The organism is Thermolongibacillus altinsuensis (assembly GCF_004341205.1).
GTDB lineage: Bacteria > Bacillota > Bacilli > Bacillales > Anoxybacillaceae > Thermolongibacillus > Thermolongibacillus altinsuensis.
In genome coordinates, this window is record NZ_SLUL01000027.1 from 1 (window position 1) to 14962 (window position 14962).

At 38.9% G+C, this 14962-nt stretch carries 15 protein-coding genes, 1 tRNA gene, 1 rRNA gene, 1 other RNA gene and 1 other annotated feature; of the genes, 4 read left to right on the plus strand and 14 right to left on the minus strand.

What is annotated here, in order from left to right; genetic code table 11:
* Positions 1–254: 254 nt before the first annotated feature.
* The 7 genes from EDD69_RS14770 to tadA form a co-directional block, all read right to left on the minus strand.
* Entirely contained in the window at positions 255–521 is a 267-nt protein-coding gene (locus EDD69_RS14770; RefSeq protein ID WP_132949663.1) for a pro-sigmaK processing inhibitor BofA family protein, read from the minus strand.
* Between the two features lie 96 nt (positions 522–617).
* Positions 618–839, minus strand: coding sequence for a YaaL family protein (locus EDD69_RS14775; RefSeq protein WP_132949664.1), 222 nt, complete (start codon positions 837–839; stop codon positions 618–620).
* Complete coding sequence (recR, locus tag EDD69_RS14780; protein WP_132949665.1) at positions 839–1435, minus strand: recombination mediator RecR; 597 nt, start codon at positions 1433–1435, stop codon at positions 839–841. The genes EDD69_RS14775 and recR overlap by 1 nt, the downstream gene beginning before the upstream one ends.
* Positions 1436–1446: 11 nt before the next feature.
* Positions 1447–1770, minus strand: a complete 324-nt coding sequence (locus tag EDD69_RS14785; RefSeq protein WP_132949666.1) for a YbaB/EbfC family nucleoid-associated protein — start codon at positions 1768–1770, stop codon at positions 1447–1449.
* Between the two features lie 20 nt (positions 1771–1790).
* Positions 1791–3476 carry a DNA polymerase III subunit gamma/tau gene (dnaX, locus tag EDD69_RS14790; protein WP_132949667.1) on the minus strand — a complete coding sequence of 562 codons (1686 nt, stop codon included), beginning with the start codon at positions 3474–3476 and terminating at the stop codon, positions 1791–1793.
* A 106-nt stretch (positions 3477–3582) separates the two neighbouring features.
* Positions 3583–3847: signal recognition particle sRNA large type (gene ffs, locus EDD69_RS14795), an RNA gene on the minus strand.
* A 72-nt stretch (positions 3848–3919) separates the two neighbouring features.
* Positions 3920–4408: a tRNA adenosine(34) deaminase TadA gene (gene tadA, locus EDD69_RS14800; protein WP_132949668.1), complete on the minus strand. Its 489-nt coding sequence runs from the start codon at positions 4406–4408 to the stop codon at positions 3920–3922.
* 79 nt (positions 4409–4487) lie between these two features.
* On the opposite strand from tadA, the gene EDD69_RS14805 reads away from it, so the two are divergent.
* The 3 genes from EDD69_RS14805 to EDD69_RS14815 all read left to right on the plus strand — a co-directional run bounded on the left by EDD69_RS14805 (position 4488) and on the right by EDD69_RS14815 (position 7180).
* Positions 4488–5774, plus strand: a complete 1287-nt coding sequence (locus EDD69_RS14805; protein WP_132949669.1) for a glycoside hydrolase family 18 protein — start codon at positions 4488–4490, stop codon at positions 5772–5774.
* Between the two features lie 99 nt (positions 5775–5873).
* A complete protein-coding gene (locus EDD69_RS14810) occupies positions 5874–6512 on the plus strand; it encodes a deoxynucleoside kinase (RefSeq protein ID WP_132949670.1) in 639 nt (212 codons plus the stop codon).
* Entirely contained in the window at positions 6509–7180 is a 672-nt protein-coding gene (locus EDD69_RS14815) for a deoxynucleoside kinase (protein WP_132949671.1), read from the plus strand. Before EDD69_RS14810 ends, EDD69_RS14815 begins: the two co-directional genes overlap by 4 nt.
* Before the next feature lie 123 nt (positions 7181–7303).
* Here the strand turns inward: EDD69_RS14815 and EDD69_RS14820 are convergent.
* The 6 genes from EDD69_RS14820 to guaB form a co-directional block, all read right to left on the minus strand.
* Positions 7304–7396 (minus strand) — tRNA-Ser (locus EDD69_RS14820).
* A 103-nt stretch (positions 7397–7499) separates the two neighbouring features.
* Positions 7500–8774 (minus strand): serine--tRNA ligase, encoded by a 1275-nt coding sequence (gene serS, locus EDD69_RS14825; RefSeq protein WP_132949672.1) that lies wholly within the window; start codon positions 8772–8774, stop codon positions 7500–7502.
* A 43-nt stretch (positions 8775–8817) separates the two neighbouring features.
* Positions 8818–9033: a binding site (T-box leader), on the minus strand.
* Positions 9034–9086: 53 nt separating this feature from the next.
* A complete protein-coding gene (pdxT, locus tag EDD69_RS14830) occupies positions 9087–9671 on the minus strand; it encodes a pyridoxal 5'-phosphate synthase glutaminase subunit PdxT (RefSeq protein WP_132949673.1) in 585 nt (194 codons plus the stop codon).
* A 19-nt stretch (positions 9672–9690) separates the two neighbouring features.
* The gene (gene pdxS, locus EDD69_RS14835) at positions 9691–10575 is read right to left on the minus strand and encodes a pyridoxal 5'-phosphate synthase lyase subunit PdxS (RefSeq protein ID WP_132949674.1); all 885 of its coding nucleotides are present in this window, start codon (positions 10573–10575) and stop codon (positions 9691–9693) included.
* A 238-nt stretch (positions 10576–10813) separates the two neighbouring features.
* Entirely contained in the window at positions 10814–12148 is a 1335-nt protein-coding gene (locus tag EDD69_RS14840; RefSeq protein ID WP_132949675.1) for a serine hydrolase, read from the minus strand.
* A 99-nt stretch (positions 12149–12247) separates the two neighbouring features.
* Complete coding sequence (gene guaB, locus EDD69_RS14845) at positions 12248–13714, minus strand: IMP dehydrogenase (RefSeq protein ID WP_132949676.1); 1467 nt, start codon at positions 13712–13714, stop codon at positions 12248–12250.
* 129 nt (positions 13715–13843) lie between these two features.
* Between guaB and EDD69_RS14850 the strand changes: the two genes are divergently transcribed.
* The gene (locus tag EDD69_RS14850; RefSeq protein ID WP_132949677.1) at positions 13844–14815 is read left to right on the plus strand and encodes a YaaC family protein; all 972 of its coding nucleotides are present in this window, start codon (positions 13844–13846) and stop codon (positions 14813–14815) included.
* A 52-nt stretch (positions 14816–14867) separates the two neighbouring features.
* On the opposite strand, the gene rrf is transcribed toward EDD69_RS14850, so the two are convergent.
* Positions 14868–14962 (minus strand): 5S ribosomal RNA (gene rrf, locus EDD69_RS14855); the annotation flags it as partial.

Genomic DNA, 14962 nt, shown 5'->3' on the forward strand with positions numbered 1-14962 from the left:
GCATGTATTAGGCACGCCGCCAGCGTTCGTCCTGAGCCAGGATCAAACTCTCCATAGAAAGTTTTCTCACTAGCTAGATCTTGACGCTTGCTGTTTTGTTCAGTTTTCAAGGAACATCAAGCACAAGTTATATCTTACATAAAGTCTAATACATTGTCAACATATTTTTTTATTAATCTAATCAACAACGACGCTTTTTAATTTATCACATAACTTATTATAAGTCAACAAAAAAATAAACGGTTTTACCGTTTTTAAAAAATAATATATTTTTGAACAAGCAATAAAGCAATGATTCCCGGAATACCAAGAAAACCTGTAATGCTTGCTGTGATCATATTGATAGGAATATGCAAACCAATTGAATTTCCAACGATATTGATTAAGAAAATGAATAAAGCTCCTATAATCAATCGAACAATCCCCTCGCCAATAAAGCGTGTAAACCTCAAAGGCACTCCGATCAATAGGATTAGTATAATCAATCCAATAATCGATAAAATTACAATGGTTGAGGTCATCGCCTTCTCTCCTTCAATGTAGTATTTTTAATAAAAATATATGACTTTTACCAAATACGTATGACAAGCCTATACATAAAAAACGGGAAGGAAATTTCAATCCTTCCCTAACGATAATTTTCTTTTCTTCGCTTCCCTTAAGAGAAAAAAATACTTTGCTTCCGCTACTTTTAAATCAAACAGCACTTTCTCTGATGGCTCCACGCTTTTTTCAATTAAATATTTTTGTTTCATCCATTCATCCCGATATTGTTGAAGCTGTTCAATCAATTTTTGATTAAATTCTTTACGAAGCCACCCTTTTCGTCGCCAAAACATTATAATTCCCTTCTTCCTTCAAGCGCCTTTGATAATGTTACTTCATCCGCATATTCAAGATCGCCCCCTACCGGCAAACCGTGGGCAATTCTCGTAATTTTAACTCCCGTTGGCTTAATGAGCCTAGAAATATACATGGCAGTTGCTTCCCCTTCAATATTAGGGTTTGTTGCTAAAATCACTTCTTGAATGGTATCGTCTTGCAATCGCTTAAGCAATTCAGCAATTTTAATATCTTCTGGTCCGATTCCTTCCATCGGAGAAATCGCACCATGAAGCACATGGTAAAGTCCGTTATACTCTTTCGTTTTTTCCATCGCAATGACATCTTTCGGATCTTGAACAACACAGATGGTTGTCCGATCTCTTTTATCATCCTCACAGATGTAACAAGGATCTTTATCCGTAATATGTCCGCATGAAGAACAATATGTTAAATTTCTTTTTGCATTCACTAATGCTTTCGCAAAATCTAATACAACCTCTTCCTTCATGTTCAATACAAAAAAGGCCAGACGGACGGCCGTTTTAGGTCCAATGCCTGGCAACTTCATAAAGCTGTCGATCAGTTTAGATATTGGTTCAGGATAATACATCGAATAGCCTCCTAGAACAATCCTGGTATGTTCAATCCTTTTGCAAATTGTCCCATTGTTTCGGCTGTCAACTCATCTACTTTTTTAAGCGCATCGTTTGTAGCAGCTAATACTAAATCTTGCAACATTTCAATATCATCAGGGTCTACGACTTCTTCTTTAATTTTCACTTCTAAAATTTGTTTGTGACCATTCGCAATAACAGTGACCATTCCTCCGCCTGCTGTTCCTTCAACTGTTTTTTGCGCTAATTCTTCTTGCGCTTTTTGCATATCCTTTTGCATTTTTTGCATTTGTTTCATCATTTTTTGCATATTTCCCATTCCACGCATCATTTTCTTGTTTCCTCCTCATTTTAGTCTCTGATTTCAATTAAATTTTCACCAAACCATTTTTTCGCCTCAGCAATAAACGGGTCTTCTGCCTCTTCCTTTTCTCGTGCATTTCCTTGTTGCTGCCGAATAAAATCTTCACGAATTTTTAACCATTCTCCTTCTGGTACAGCAACCATTTCCATTTTCTTTCCTGTTAAATCATACAACACGTGCTCTAAATTCTCTTTGACATGGTTGCTGTTTTCAGCAACCATTTTACAATGAATTTCATACTTAAATTTTAACACAAACGCACTTGAACTTGCCGCTACTGGTTCACTTTCCTGCAATAAGGCCGCATGAGAAACTTTATTTTGTTTCTTTAGCAATTCTAACATATTCGACCAACTGTTTTTAATGATCGATAAATCTTGATGAGTGGCATTTCTAAGGATTTCATGAATACGACCGATCGGTACTTTGTAATCGCTTCGCACGCTTTTTACTACCTTTTTAGAAGGCTCAGCCTGCTCGGAATGAATGATTTTCGTTCCTTGTTCTTTTATCTTTTGCAATTCGCTCTCTAACTGGCGAATCTTCTCCTCTAACGAGCGAAGCATAGTCGATGAAGCGTTGACATCTTGTTCTTGATAGCACAGCTTTACCAAAGCCACTTCCATGTAAATGCGAGGATGATTCGTCCACCGCATCTCTTGTTGACTTTTATTCAAAATATCAATGGTTTCATAAATAAAAGGAGCAGGAATAACTTGAGCCAACTCTTTAAACTGCTCATCTACAACCATTCGTTGCACTACTTCTTCAAGTTGAGGAGCCGCTTTGTAAAGAAGCATGTCGCGATAATAATAAATTAAGTCTTCGATGAGACGATTAGGGTCTTTCCCTTGATCCATTAAGTCATTGAATAACTGTAGCGCTTGAGCTGTATTTTTTTCATATATTGCCTTGATTAGCTGAGCAAGTTTATATTGGGAGACAGATCCTGTAATCGCCAAAACATCCTCAAGCAATACCTCGTCCTCGCTAAAGGAAATCGCTTGATCAAGCAAACTTAAGGCATCACGCATTCCGCCATCCGCTGCTCGCGCAATGGCTAAAAGCGCTTCTTCTTGTATGCGAATATGTTGCTCTTCAACAATTTTCTTTAATCTTGTTACAATGGATTGCGGTTGAATTCTTCGAAAGTCAAATCGTTGACAACGAGAAATAATCGTTAAAGGAATTTTATGCGGCTCAGTTGTCGCCAAAATAAAAATAACGTGCTTAGGCGGTTCCTCTAACGTTTTTAATAAAGCATTAAACGCTCCAATGGATAACATATGCACTTCATCAATAATATACACTTTATAACGAGCAGAACTTGGCGCAAATTTTACTTTATCGCGAATATCTCTAATTTCATCCACCCCGTTATTTGAAGCAGCATCGATTTCTAAAACATCGGCAAGCGATCCATCGGTAATTCCTAAACACGTCGAACATTCATTGCACGGTTCAGCAGTCGGGCTATTCTCACAGTTGACAGCTTTAGCAAAAATTTTTGCCACGCTTGTTTTTCCGGTTCCTCTTGGACCAGAAAAAAGGTAAGCATGCGAAATTTTCTTTTGAAGCAGGGCATTTTGCAACGTTTTCGTTACGTGTTCTTGACCGACAACATCTTCAAAGCGTTGTGGTCGAAAAACACGATATAAAGCTTTATAACTCACGAAGTTGCCCTCCTCTTTCATCGTATCTAATCTATTATAGCATCAAAAAATATAATAAAAAAGCACTTGCTCGAAAAAGCAAGTGCTCTTCACTCTCTATGTATTGCCGTGCACCTTCTGTCGATTAGCTGCCATAGGCGTTACTGAAGCAGTTAGCTCGGTTCAGGCACCCCTGCGGCACATGGGAGCGTCCGCTTACTGCTGCTTCCTTCCGGACCTGACAGGGTTCACGGATTCCCATTGCGCAGGACCCAAACGTCAACACCACTTACTTCAGGCAGACCCTACAGCAAACTAACCTAAAGAAGGAATTCAGCCTCGCTAGAGCGGATTGCGAGTACAGGGCACCGCTACCTCCCCGCTTAGCACGGCAATGCGTTATTACTAACGCAATATAAGTATATCTCTTTTTCATGTAAATTGCAATGAATGTAACCTATCATTTAATTGGAAAGCAATCCTCTTTTTTGTTGCTTCTTTTTTTCTCTTAACTGTCGAAAAAATTGGCTTAACAATTCGCCGCATTCTCGTTCTAATATTCCGCCAATTACCTCGGCTTGATGATTAAATCTTTTTTCTTGTAACAAATTCATCAAGGTTCCTGCACACCCGCCTTTTGGGTCGCTCGCTCCGAAAACAACCCGTTTAATACGCGACAGAACAATGGCACCCGCACACATGGCACAAGGTTCTAACGTGACATATAATGTAGCATTTTCTAAACGCCACGTTCCGAGTTTTTGGCAAGCTTCATCAATCGCTAAAAGCTCGGCATGGGCAATCGCCCGTTGATCACGCTCACGCAAATTGTGAGCTTTTGCAATGATTTCATCATTTTGGACAATGACCGCTCCAATTGGCACTTCGCCCATTTGTTCTGCTTTTTTTGCTTCTTCGATCGCTAAACGCATGTAATACTCATCATTTCTCATCGGCATAAACTCCTGTCATTTCCTTTTCTCGTTCATCATAAAATAGGATAAAGGATGAACGCAACATAGGAGGTAAAGCATGCAAATTCATGTTGTACAACAAGGACAGACATTAAGAGGGATTGCAGACGCCTATAGTACGACTGTTGAAGAAATTGTAAGAGTCAATGAAATTCCAAGTCCAACCGCATTAGTAGTTGGGCAAGCGCTTGTCATCCCGATTATCGGTCGTTTTTATTGGGTGCAACCAGGAGATAGTCTTTGGTCAATCGCTCGTCGATTTAATATTTCCTTGCAGCAATTGGCCCAAGTGAATCGAATTTCACCAACTCAACCGTTATCAGTCGGATTGCGTCTATACATTCCGCCAACTCCAAAAAGAACAGCAGAAGTGAACGGATACGTTGAGCCACGCGGAGACGTCGTTAGTGAAGAAATAAAAGAAAAAGTAAGAGACGTTGCCCCCTACTTAACCTATTTAGCACCGTTTAGTTTTCAAATCCAACGGAATGGAACGTTGAAAGAACCCCCTCTCAATAATCTTCCAAGTATTGCTCAGGCAAATAATGTGACATTGATGATGGTTGTAACGAACATCGAAAACGATCAATTTAGTGATGAACTTGGAAGAATTGTTTTAACCAATCAAGAAATTCAAAACCGTCTTTTAGACAATATCGTCGCAACCGCTAAAAAATATGGCTTCCGCGATATTCATTTTGATATGGAATATCTACGGCCAGAAGATCGCGAAGCGTATAATGCTTTTTTACGTAAAGCGAAAAATCGCTTCCAACCCGAAGGATGGCTTCTATCCACTGCCCTTGCCCCTAAAACAAGCGCGACACAAAAAGGACGCTGGTATGAGGCGCACGATTATCGCGCTCACGGAGAGATTGTCGATTTTGTCGTTATTATGACATACGAATGGGGATATAGCGGAGGACCGCCGCTTCCTGTTTCCCCGATTGGTCCTGTTCGACAAGTGTTAACATACGCTTTAACAGAAATGCCTGCGTCTAAAATTATGATGGGCCAAAATTTATATGGATATGATTGGACACTTCCTTATACTCCAGGCGGAGAATACGCAAAAGCAATCAGTCCGCAGCGAGCGATTCAAATCGCCAGTCGATATAATGCTGCTATTGAATATGACACCAAGGCACAAGCTCCACATTTTAATTATCGAGACGAAAACGGAAAAGCTCATAAAGTTTGGTTCGAAGATGCCCGCTCGATTCAAGCAAAATTTAATTTAGTCAAAGAATTAGGAATACGAGGCATTAGTTACTGGAAACTGGCCATTGACTTTCCACAAAATTGGTTGCTTCTTACAGATAATTTTAATATTCATAAACGGTAAAGAAAACACCTAAAACAACTAGGTGTTTTCTTTATTTTCGTGTTAAAATAAAATTTGTCTGTCTGCGTGGACGCTTTTGACCTAAAGGAGGATCGCATAATGTCCCAAGTACCCTTTATCACTGTTGAAGGGCCGATCGGCGTAGGAAAAACATCGCTTGCTAAAGCGATTGCTGACTACTTTCAATATCATTTGCTAAAGGAAATCGTTGACGAGAACCCTTTCTTAGGTAAATTTTACGAAAACATTGAGGAATGGAGCTTTCAAACAGAGATGTTTTTTCTCTGTAATCGATATAAACAATTAGAAGACATCGAAAAACACTTTTTGAAAAAAGGAAAGCCGGTCGTCGCTGATTATCATATCTTCAAAAATTTAATTTTTGCTAAACAAACGTTAAAAGGAAATCAATACAAAAAATATGTACAAATTTATCGCATCCTTACCGAAGATATGCCCGAACCGAACGTTGTTATTTATTTGCACGCTAGCTTAGAAACGTTATTAAAACGGATTCAAATGCGCGGTAGAGAGATTGAAAAAAATATCGATCCAAACTATTTAAAACAACTTTCCATTGCCTACGAGCAAGCAATGGAAAATTTCGAGAAATCCCATCCTCATATCCCTGTTCTTCGCTTTAATGGCGATCAGTTAGATTTTGTTCATCATTCTCAAGATTTGTCTTATATTTTAAATAAACTAGAATCTGTGCTTAAAAGGAGTCAAAAGCAATGAATTTAAGAGAGAAATATGATATTCCTAGCGATGCTGTCATCACGATTGCTGGAACGGTCGGAGTTGGCAAATCAACCATGACAAAAGCGCTAGCGGATGCGCTACATTTTCGTACATCATTTGAAAAGGTTGATACAAATCCGTATTTGGATAAATTTTATGCTGATTTTAAACGTTGGAGCTTCCATTTACAAATCTATTTTCTTGCTGAAAGATTTAAAGAACAAAAGAGAATTTTTGAGTATGGTGGCGGATTCGTCCAAGATCGATCCATTTATGAAGATACAGGAATTTTCGCAAAAATGCATTTTGAAAAAGGTACAATGACCAAAGTAGATTATGAAACGTATACAAGTTTATTTGAGGCAATGGTCATGACTCCTTATTTCCCTCATCCTGATTTACTCATTTACCTAGAAGGAAGCTTTGAGGAGATTTTGAAAAGAATTCGTGAACGTGGTCGCCCGATGGAGCAGCAAACACCTGTAGAATATTGGAAAGAAATGTATGAGCGTTACGAACGTTGGATTAACAGTTTTAACGCTTGTCCAGTTCTTCGCATTAATATTAATGAATATGATATTTTAAATGACAAGCAATCGATTGAACCGATTGTCGCAAAAATTTCGTACATGTTGAAGCAATATCGAAAATTTAAAAAACGTTAAAAAAATGAGGCGACAGAAAAAGTCGCCTCATTTTTTATGAAAAATAAAAATTCGTTACAATATGTAACGAACTGTTTCATAAACAATCTCCATTTATGCGCCGTGGTTCACTAACATATAGAATGGCGGAGGAGGAGGGATTCGAACCCCCGCGCGCCTTTCGACGCCTCTCGGTTTTCAAGACCGACCCCTTCAGCCAGACTTGGGTACTCCTCCGTATCGACACGTATAAAATTATCATATTCATTTATATATGTCAATATTCTTTAATAAAAATTTTTTTATAAGATTGGAAGGAAAAATTTCCTTCCAATCTTGATTAAGAGATGATTTCTTTTCCGCCCATATATGGACGCAACACTTCAGGAATGACAACCGTTCCATCCTCTTGTTGATAATTTTCTAAAATAGCTGCTACTGTACGTCCGATCGCTAATCCTGAACCGTTTAACGTATGAACATGCTCTGGTTTGGATTTTGGATCACGACGGAAGCGAATGTTTGCGCGACGAGCTTGGAACGCTTCAAAATTGCTGCAAGAAGAAATTTCACGATAGGTTCCATAGCTTGGCAACCATACTTCAATATCATATTTTTTCGCTGCAGTAAATCCTAAATCGGCTGTACACATGCTCATGACTCGATAAGGAAGACCAAGCAATTGCAATACGCGTTCAGCGTCATTCGTTAATTTTTCTAACTCATCATAAGAATCTTCCGGTTTCACAAATTTTACAAGTTCTACTTTGTTAAATTGATGTTGTCGAATAAGTCCTCGCGTATCACGTCCTGCTGATCCTGCTTCAGAACGGAAACAAGCGCTGTATGCTACATATTTAATTGGCAAATCATCTGCTGATAAAATTTCATCTCGATGAAGATTCGTAACAGGTACTTCTGCCGTTGGAATTAAAAAGTAGTCCTCACTTTCAATTCGGAAAGCATCTTCTTCAAACTTTGGTAATTGCCCTGTTCCAGTCATGCTTGCTCGGTTGACAATGTAAGGAGGTAGCACTTCTTCATATCCGTGCTCTTCTACATGCAAATCTAGCATAAAATTAATTAACGCTCTTTCTAATCGTGCTCCTAACCCTTTGTAAAAAACGAAACGGCTTCCTGTAACTTTTGCTGCCCGTTCAAAATCTAAAATACCAAGTTGATCAGCAATTTCCCAGTGCGGTTTTGGTTCAAAAGAAAATTGACGAGGTTCCCCCCATTTTCTAATTTCAACATTATCGTCCTCTGATTGACCAACTGGTACAGATTCGTGAGGAATATTTGGAATTGATAATAGTAGCGTCTCTAATTGCTCTTCAACTTGACGTAATTCGTCATCTAAACCTTTAATCCGTTCCCCAACTTCGCGCATTTCAGCAATCAAATGATCAGCTTCTTTTTTCTCACGTTTTAAAACGGCAATTTGCTGTGATACTTCGTTGCGCTTATTTTTTAATTCTTCCGTTTGCGCAATCAATTCACGGCGACGACGATCCAATTCTTCAAAACGTTCAAAATCCGTCAAATCTTCACCGCGATACTTTAATTTCTCCTTGACTTCTTGAAAATTAGCACGTAAAAATTTTAAGTCTAACATCACTTTTCCTCCTTTTTATAAAAATAAAAACTCTCGCCCCAAGACAAGGGACGAGAGTGATCCCGCGTTGCCACCCTAATTGAAGACGATCGTCTTCCGCTCAATGAAGATAACGGTTCGCACCGAAAATGCCTACTTGCTTGCTGCGTTCAGCATTTTACTCAAGGATGGATTCACAAGTCTTTCCTATCGGTTTGCACCATCCACCGACTCTCTGAAAGGAAAGGGTCTTGCTACTAGTTCCTTTCATCGCTTTGGCTGTCATAAAATTTTTGGTGAGAATAATTTACTACAAGTTTGTGCAAAATGCAATCACTTTATTCCTTTTGCTTCCTTGACCATATCGATGAAGTACTGTGTCACACGATGATCGTCCGTCAATTCCGGATGGAATGAACACCCTAAAAATTGCCCTTGTCTTGCAGCGACAATCCGATCTTCATGTTTCGCTAAAACTTCTACATCGTCCCCTACTTCAACAATATGTGGAGCACGAATGAATACGCCAACGAAACGATCAGCAATTCCTTGAATGGATAACTCCGCTTCGAAACTTTCGCGCTGACGTCCGAACGAATTTCGCTCGACGGTAATATCCATTAATCCAAGGTGAGCTTCCTCATATCCAACAATTTTCTTCGCCAAAATAATGAGGCCGGCACAAGTACCGAACATCGGCTTTCCTTCGGCAGCAAATTGCTTTAATGGTTCCATAAACCCGTACTTGTCCATCAACCGACGAATCGTTGTACTTTCCCCACCAGGGATAATAAGTCCATCCACTTCTTCTAATTGCTCTACTTTTTTGACGACAACTGCTTCCTCACCACACGCTTCAATTGAACGAACGTGTTCACGTACAGCTCCTTGTAATCCTAAAACCCCGATTTTTACCATATCTCCTAACTCCTTTTAATTACCATCCGCGTTCTTGCATACGCTGTTCAGGCAATAACGAAGAAATGTCAATTCCTTTCATCGCTCCGCCTAATCCTTTAGATAAATGAGCAATCAATTCATAATCTTCGTAATGAGCTGTTGCTTCAACAATCGCACGTGCATATTTCTCTGGATTTTCTGATTTGAAAATTCCTGAACCAACAAATACACCATCTGCACCTAAATGCATCATCAATGCCGCATCAGCTGGCGTTGCAATTCCACCTGCTGCAAAGTTAACAACTGGAAGACGACCTAAACGTTTAATCTCTAACAATACTTCAAACGGTGCACCTAGATTTTTTGCTTCTGTCATCAATTCATCTTCACTCATGCTCACAACTTTACGAACTTGAGCATTAACCTTACGCATATGACGCACAGCTTCGACGATGTTTCCTGTTCCTGGTTCACCTTTTGTACGAAGCATAGAAGCTCCTTCAGCGATTCGGCGAGCTGCTTCACCTAAATCACGGCAACCGCATACGAACGGAACTGTAAATTGACGTTTGTCGATATGGAACTCTTCATCAGCAGGTGTTAACACTTCACTCTCATCGATATAGTCAACACCTAAAGCTTCTAACACGCGCGCTTCTACATAGTGCCCAATGCGCGCCTTTGCCATAACTGGAATCGATACAGCTTTCATTACTTCTTCAATGACAGTTGGATCAGCCATACGCGCTACGCCACCAGCTGCACGAATATCCGCTGGAACACGCTCCAACGCCATAACAGCAACAGCACCTGCTGCTTCAGCGATTTTTGCCTGTTCCGCATTGACAACGTCCATGATGACGCCACCTTTTTGCATTTCCGCCATTCCGCGTTTTACACGCTCAGTACCTGTAATTGCCACCGATAATTCCTCCCATTATGTATATAGTTATTGTGATTATTGTACTGAAAAACAGCTTGCCCTACAACTATAAATTCTGCACAAACACAAACCCCAGTACTATCCATATTCTAACATATGTTCATGTGCTTAAAAAAGGATTTGCACATATAAACATAAACTACATTTTTTAATTTTAACTCAATTTTTCAAAAAATCACAACAAAAAATTTTTAAAAGCTCTCAAGAAAGAGAGCTTTTAAAATAAATCTTTTACCGTTCCTGAAACGCCACTCCACAAATCGCTAAACAATCCGCCAATGGCTCTCATTGTTAACACAAACCAATTGGCTTTTTCAACCTTTTGAGCCGTGACTAAATCAACCCGAACGGCTTTTTCTCCTTCTTTTGTTAAGTATCCGTAGTCGTTTTCCCCTTCATACTTAACGGTCATGTAACCAACTTTCTGGCCTTTTTTCACTGGAGCTGTTAATTTTTTTTGTTCAATGACATAGACTGGTTTATAATTTTTTTCCTCTCCTCGTTTGACAACTAAAGAGAGAGGTTTTTTCGTTTGAATCGACACAAATTTTTCTTTTCCTTTCTCTACTGGTACAGTCGACTTTCCTTTCAATTGATAGCCAGAAGGATATAATTCTTTTAACGTATAGTTGCTAAAACCATAATCTAATAGCTTTCTCGTTTCTTCAAAACGAGCCTTGTAAGAAGGTTTTCCGTCTGTTTTCGCATTCATCACAACCGTGATAAAACGAATGCCGTCCCGCTCCGCTGTTCCTGTAAAACAGTACCCAGCAAATTCGGTATATCCCGTTTTAATGCCATCTACTCCTTCATAAGCATAAACGAGACCAGGAAGCATCCAGTTCCAGTTATCCATTTGAATTTCGTCATCTGTTCCTTCACGGAAAACCTTTTTCGGAATACTAGCAGTTTCGAGAATTTCCGGGAATTTGTGATATAAATGATAAGCTAATTTAGCAACCGCACGGGCAGACATGACATTTTCATCGTTTTCTCCGCTTCCCTCAGGATGAAGCCCTTGCAAATCTTTATTATTTAATCCTGTTGCGTTAACAAATTTGTAATCTTTTAAACCTAATTCTTCTGCTTTTTCGTTCATCATTTTAACGAAATTGGCTTCCGATCCTGCGACAATCTCCGCGATCGCAACAGTCGCAGCGTTTGCAGAGTAAATAGCCATCGCTTCATAAAGTTCTCTTACTGTATATTTTCCATCTTTTCGTAATGGAACGTTAGACAAATTTCGATTTTGTGAAATTTTATACACATAGTCGCTTACGGTATATTCTTGATCCCATTTTACTCGTCCTTCGTGAACGGCTTCTAAAAGAAGGTATTCCGTCATCATTTTCGTCATGCTTGCAATACCTAAAACTTTGTCAATATTTTTCTGATATAGAATTCTTCCTGTTTCGGCTTCTACTAATATCGCTGCATCTGCTTCGATATTTAACGCATTTTCTTCCGCTTCTGCGCGGAATGGTAAAACAGATGATAATAAGAAAACAGTTAAGAGACTTACGATAAAGCTCTTATACACAGATGTTTTCACTTCAAACCCTCCAACTCCTATTTTACGTAAACGTTATTTTAACATATTCTTGTCAAAAAAAATAGACAGAGGAATCTTCCACCTCTGTCTTTAGTAGGATTATAAAAACGAGTAATTTGGAGCTTCTTTCGTAATTTGCACATCGTGCGGATGGCTTTCACGTAATCCCGCTCCCGTCATGCGAATAAATTGAGCTTTTTCGCGAAGTTCTTCTAAATTTTTCGTTCCACAATATCCCATGCCTGCACGCAAACCGCCGACTAGTTGATAAATCGTATCAGCAAGAGGACCTTTGTAAGGAACTCTTCCTTCAATTCCTTCTGGGACAAACTTTTTATTATCTTCTTGGAAATAACGATCTTTACTACCTTTTTCCATCGCCCCGACTGAACCCATTCCACGATATACTTTAAAGCGTCGTCCTTGATAAATCTCTGTTTCTCCAGGACTTTCGGATACACCAGCAAGCAAGTTGCCAAGCATGACCGCATGACCACCTGCAGCTAGTGCTTTTACAATGTCTCCAGAATATTTAATGCCGCCATCTGCGATAATCGGAACACCGTATTTTCGAGCCTCTGTCGCACAATCATAAATAGCTGTAATTTGTGGAACACCCACTCCGGCGACAACCCTTGTCGTACAGATTGAACCAGGGCCAATTCCGACTTTTACAATGTTCGCTCCCGCCTCAATTAGGTCGCGCGTCCCCTCAGCTGTCGCGACATTTCCAGCGATAATATTTAAATCAGGGTATTCTTGACGAATTTTTCGAACCGTATCAAGGACACCTTTTGAATGACCATGGGCTGTATCAACGACAATGACATCTACATTCGCCTCGACAAGCTTTTTCACACGAAGCATCGTATCAGATGTAACTCCAACAGCCGCTCCGACTAAAAGTCGACCTTTTGCATCTTTAGCTGCATTCGGAAATTCAATAACTTTTTCGATATCTTTAATCGTAATGAGCCCTTTTAGAACACCGTTTTCATCAACAAGTGGAAGCTTCTCTATTTTATACTTCTGCAAAATCTTTTCCGCCTCATCCAGTGTCGTTCCAACAGGCGCAGTAATTAAATTTTCTTTCGTCATCACATCAGAAATTTTAATGGAGTAATCTTGAATAAAACGTAAATCACGGTTTGTAATAATTCCAACTAGCTTTTGTTCTTGTGGATTGTTAACGATCGGAACACCAGAAATGCGGTATTTACTCATTAAATGTTCAGCATCGTATACTTGATGTTCTGGGGTTAAAAAGAATGGATCTGTAATGACCCCGCTCTCGGAGCGTTTCACTTTATCTACTTGCTCTGCTTGTTGTTCAATGGACATGTTTTTATGAATGATTCCTAGACCGCCTTGTCTAGCCATGGCGATGGCCATTTCTGCTTCCGTTACAGTATCCATTCCCGCGCTAATGATCGGAATGTTTAATTTGAGCGTATCGCTTAACTCGACACGCAAATCAACATCGCGAGGCAATACCTCAGATTTTGCAGGAATAAGAAGGACATCATCAAATGTTAAGCCTTCTTTAACAAATTTCGTTTCCCACATCTTTTTTCCCCCTCGTTTGGAAATATTAATTAGTAGAGTATCAACTTAAAAAACGACTGTCAATAAAACATGTAAATGTTAGACTATTCAATCAATTTTATTTAAAAACTCGTATAGGAGGAGTTTTTTATGAATAGAAAAAACATTTGGGGGGCTTTCCACTCATCTAATTTTGTTCAAAAATTATTGTACGATCATTATATAGAACAAGGGAGAACAGATGCAGAGAAGAAAAGCTATGAGAATAGTTATGCATTGATTTATTACTTAGAACATGGAGAAAGTTTTTATAAAACCGCCCACTCAGCTCCTTTAGCGGTCAAACCTGTTTTATTGTTCTATGGAATGGTTCAACTTTTGAAAGCTTGTTTGCTTGCTGTCAATCCTGATTATCCAGAGTCTACATCTGTTTTAGCACATGGGGTATCGACAAGAAAGAGAAAAAAACAAAATTATGATTTCTTTGAAGATGAAGTGAAAATTCAAAAACACGGGCTATTTACTTATTTTTCTGAAAAAATGTTTCATGTGAAACATATACATGGGGAAAAGTTTCAAATGAAGGAGCTGCTCAAAAAAATTTGTGAATTGCATGACCTTTTTCTTTTATATTTTAATCATCCTCTTTCCATAGAAATCATTTATAACGAATTAGAAAAGCAACTGCTTATTCCTATTCAAATTTTAGACAAATACCATCTTACAGTAGAGAGATGGGTCGAATTAATCGTTAAAAAATTTCCTTTTCTACAACATACATCAAATAAAAAAGAAGCATTTATTATCTTCTCTTTCTCTCCAGAAGAAAAGATAAGTCAATTGATCGATGAGCCATTCATGTTTAACATTGAAAAAAACTGCTATGTATGTTCGATAGAGAGAACAAATTCTTTTCCAGACCATGAAATCATTGCACATTATTTATTATTGTACAATTTAAGCATGATTTGTCGCTATGAAACAGAATGGTGGAATGATTTACTTCATAGTTACTCCAGTGATGCTTATCCTTTTGTTGTGAAGTTTTTATCTGTAACAGAGGAAAAAGTGCCGTTTTTATTGCATAAGTATTTGATAAAAAAATTAGTAAAAGAAATTTGATTAACAAAAAGCAAAAAAGGCCAAGATTGGTTGATCCAGTCTTGGCCTTTTTGCCCGGCAACGTCCTACTCTCGCAGGGGCCCTGGCCCCAACTACCATCGGCGCTGGAGAGCTTAACTTCCGTGTTCGGGATGGGAACGGGTGTGT